Source organism: Akkermansia sp. GGCC_0220, from assembly GCF_017566105.1.
Taxonomy (GTDB): Bacteria; Verrucomicrobiota; Verrucomicrobiia; order Verrucomicrobiales; family Akkermansiaceae; genus Akkermansia; species Akkermansia massiliensis.
In genome coordinates this window covers 1-2,947 of record NZ_JABFCI010000036.1, presented here as the reverse complement: position 1 = coordinate 2,947, position 2,947 = coordinate 1, and the positions used below count along the sequence as shown (strand labels likewise).

General features: G+C 40.5%; 3 protein-coding genes. All 3 read left to right on the top strand.

Going from position 1 to position 2,947, the window contains the following annotated elements:
* Positions 1-260: 260 nt before the first annotated feature.
* Entirely contained in the window at positions 261-974 is a 714-nt protein-coding gene (locus tag HJW02_RS12810) for a hypothetical protein (RefSeq protein WP_102733268.1), read from the top strand.
* Between the two features lie 1,195 nt (positions 975-2,169).
* Positions 2,170-2,655 (top strand): hypothetical protein, encoded by a 486-nt coding sequence (locus tag HJW02_RS12805; RefSeq protein ID WP_146018283.1) that lies wholly within the window; start codon positions 2,170-2,172, stop codon positions 2,653-2,655.
* Positions 2,656-2,766: 111 nt separating this feature from the next.
* Positions 2,767-2,947, top strand: a 181-nt coding sequence (locus tag HJW02_RS12800) for a hypothetical protein (RefSeq protein WP_208050655.1), incomplete at its 3' end; no start/stop codon positions are given.

Genomic DNA, 2,947 nt, shown 5'->3' with positions numbered 1-2,947 from the left:
CCAGAGCAATGGGCGCACCCTGCGCTTCTCGGCAGCCACCGGAAAGGTCGTCTCCCTGGTCTCCGCCTCCGGCGTGGAAACCACGGCGGAAGCTTATTCCCGTCAGATGAAGGTGAACCGCCATCCTTCCACGGGAGCTATTGAGAGCATCTGGTCCAAGTCCCGGGGACTGCTACAGGCAGTTTCGGAAGGCAGCAAGCTCAGGATGACGCGTGCTGCCGAAGGCGGCCAGCTTCGCATTCCTGAGCTTTACGTCCTTCATGGCGTTGAAAAATTCCGTCTCCACTTATGCCTATGCTCCTCTCACCGGAGAACTCGTCTCCGTCTCCCACAACGACAACACTCCCGGATGGGAGTTTACCTACAACCACCTCGGACAAATGACCTACGTCCGGGACGCCTCCTGCATCAGGGAATGCTCCTACGATGCCTACGGCCACATGATCCAGGACACTTCCTTTGGAACCGTGGAAAACTGCACCCAGGAACAATACGATGCCTTGGGTCGTTCCAACGGATATCGCCTGATTCTTGGAACCCGTACCGTGCAGCACTCCCATCTTGACTACGATTCCAAAGGTGCCATCATCGGGATGAATCTGGAAGGACTGGAGTCTCCATTTACCTGGCAGTATGACCAACCCAGCGGCTTCCTCCACCATCTCACCTACCCCAACGGCATGGTCCGCTGCAATACCTATCATCCCAGGCTCGACCTCGTAACCGCCATCAGTTACAGAAAGGGAGCGGATGGCGAATTGGCAGCCGGCCACGAATACGGCTACGACGCGCTGATGCGTCCTGTTCAACGGCGGGACTCCTGGGATGGAACCACACCTGCAACCACCAGAAACTTCACCCACAAGTATCCTATGATGCCAACCGGCTCATTTCGTCTCCAGGTGGAGCTGCCGCTAAAAACACCGCTAAAGTTAATCTCCAACATATTACCACAAAAGAATCGAAAGAGTTAATTATAAGTTCCGGGAAATTAAGGGGACCTGCATACGCCGTTAATCGCGACCCTGCGTTACCTATAACGCGTAAAACCCTCGGAAGAGTAGGAGGCCATGGCCATCCGGATGATTTTGTTCAAATCCCCATACCTGAATCAGCATATCCATATTTTAAAAATCCAGTTGGCGGTCCCATATCTACAATACATCGAGCATTAGGCCATGATCACTCTAGATATACTATCACATTAGAAGGCACTATTGAGGGGTGTCCAAAAATCTTTCCGTTAAAAGCATTTCAATGGCAAGCATTGGATTCGTTATTGAACATTACAGGTCTCCGTGGAATTGAAGGATTATATAATTATTTAAGAAATTTAAATAAATAATGGAGTTCATTAATCATAAAAAAACAGCATTTGCCATTTTAAGTGCCATTTTGGGACCTTTTTCCCTTAAATATTGCATTAATTGCAAATCATCCGGAAACAGTTCCAGCGAATTTCTTCTATTGTATTCAATATTATGGTGGATTTATTTTATCCTTTATGTATTTACCCACACGTTCACCTTGCATTATATTGAAGTAATTTTTTATTGGATAGTATTTTGGATTGCTGTAATACTCATTTCATTATTTATAAAAAAAATACATGTTATTTCGTATTTAAATAAAAAATATGCGCATGATAGAACAAAAAAGATATTGATGTCTGCCAGTAATAATTTTTTTACGTTCTGGTTTCCTATAGGGAGTCTTGTCTACTTCGGGTACGGTCTTGCTAGAACTTTCGATTTACATTTGATTTATTACATCCTTTTATGGTGGTTAATATGGTTTGTCATTTGGTTCTTCAAACAATCTGTTATTTTATTTTTTAAAAATATTATAGAAAGCATCATCACGTCATTATATTCACGAAGAAAAGAATCTATAATAAATTATATCATTTTCATATTAATCTACAGTTGCGCATATAGCATCATTTTCATAATGTCTTGCATGAAATTTTTTTCATTATTAATTATAGTAGGAATCTATATAAATAAAGGAAGTTATTTAAATTTTTTGTAATGGAAATTTATAAATCAAAAATGCCTCAACTGCCAACCAGGTAAATTTTTAAAACTAAATATAAAATGAAATTTCTGACAGCAAATTTACCATATACAACATTGGAAGAAAATTACTCATAAAATATCATCATATTAAGTGAAAAAGAATCTATTAAAAATATATTTTCTGATTACATTGGTTATTTTAATCATTCCGGCAACTATTTTATTTACAAAAAACAATTGTGCCCATATTCAAATAAAATCAGAATCCGGAGATATTGTTTTTTCCGATGATGTATCATTTAATCAAAATCCGTATTTTTTGAATTTTGATTCCGACAACATCCGGGAATTTCTAGGAAAAAATGATATTGGAGATACGGACAACATAATCATTTATAATAACGATCATGTCATTTACCGGGGATATAAGGGATATCTGCGGTCTTTAAACGATTCCAAGCAATGGGGACTTCCCGGAAGATTCATTAAAAACGGCACCGTATTGACGGACATGTTTGCCGTCTCCACTTATTACAATGGACATGTTTTCAAAGAACCGTATTCCAAACAATATTTTCTTGAAATGTCATGCGTGAACGAAAACGATCCTTTCCCCATGTACGGAGAAAATCAATAAGAACGGCATTCGCATGGAATTTTTTATGTTGCCGTTATTAAAACACTAAATGTAATTTCCAAGAGATTTCAACACCTGATTTTAAATAACTGCCTGTCCATATTATCGTGCATGCTTGCACCGCCCGAAAAGAGGCTTGGCAGGGCAAATGAGAATCGGAAAGAACAAATCGTTTTTTCAACGTTCCCTATCAAACAAAAGTCCGGCTTTGCCATCAGCAAGCCGGACTTAAAAAGAGATGGTACCCCGTCACGGGCTCGAACCGTGGACAAACTGATTAAGAGTCAGCTGC

Coding starts and splice junctions, on each gene's coding strand:
- HJW02_RS12810 (WP_102733268.1), top strand. CDS start 261: ATGGCGTTGAAAAATTCCGTCTCCACTTATGCCTATGCTCCTCTCACC.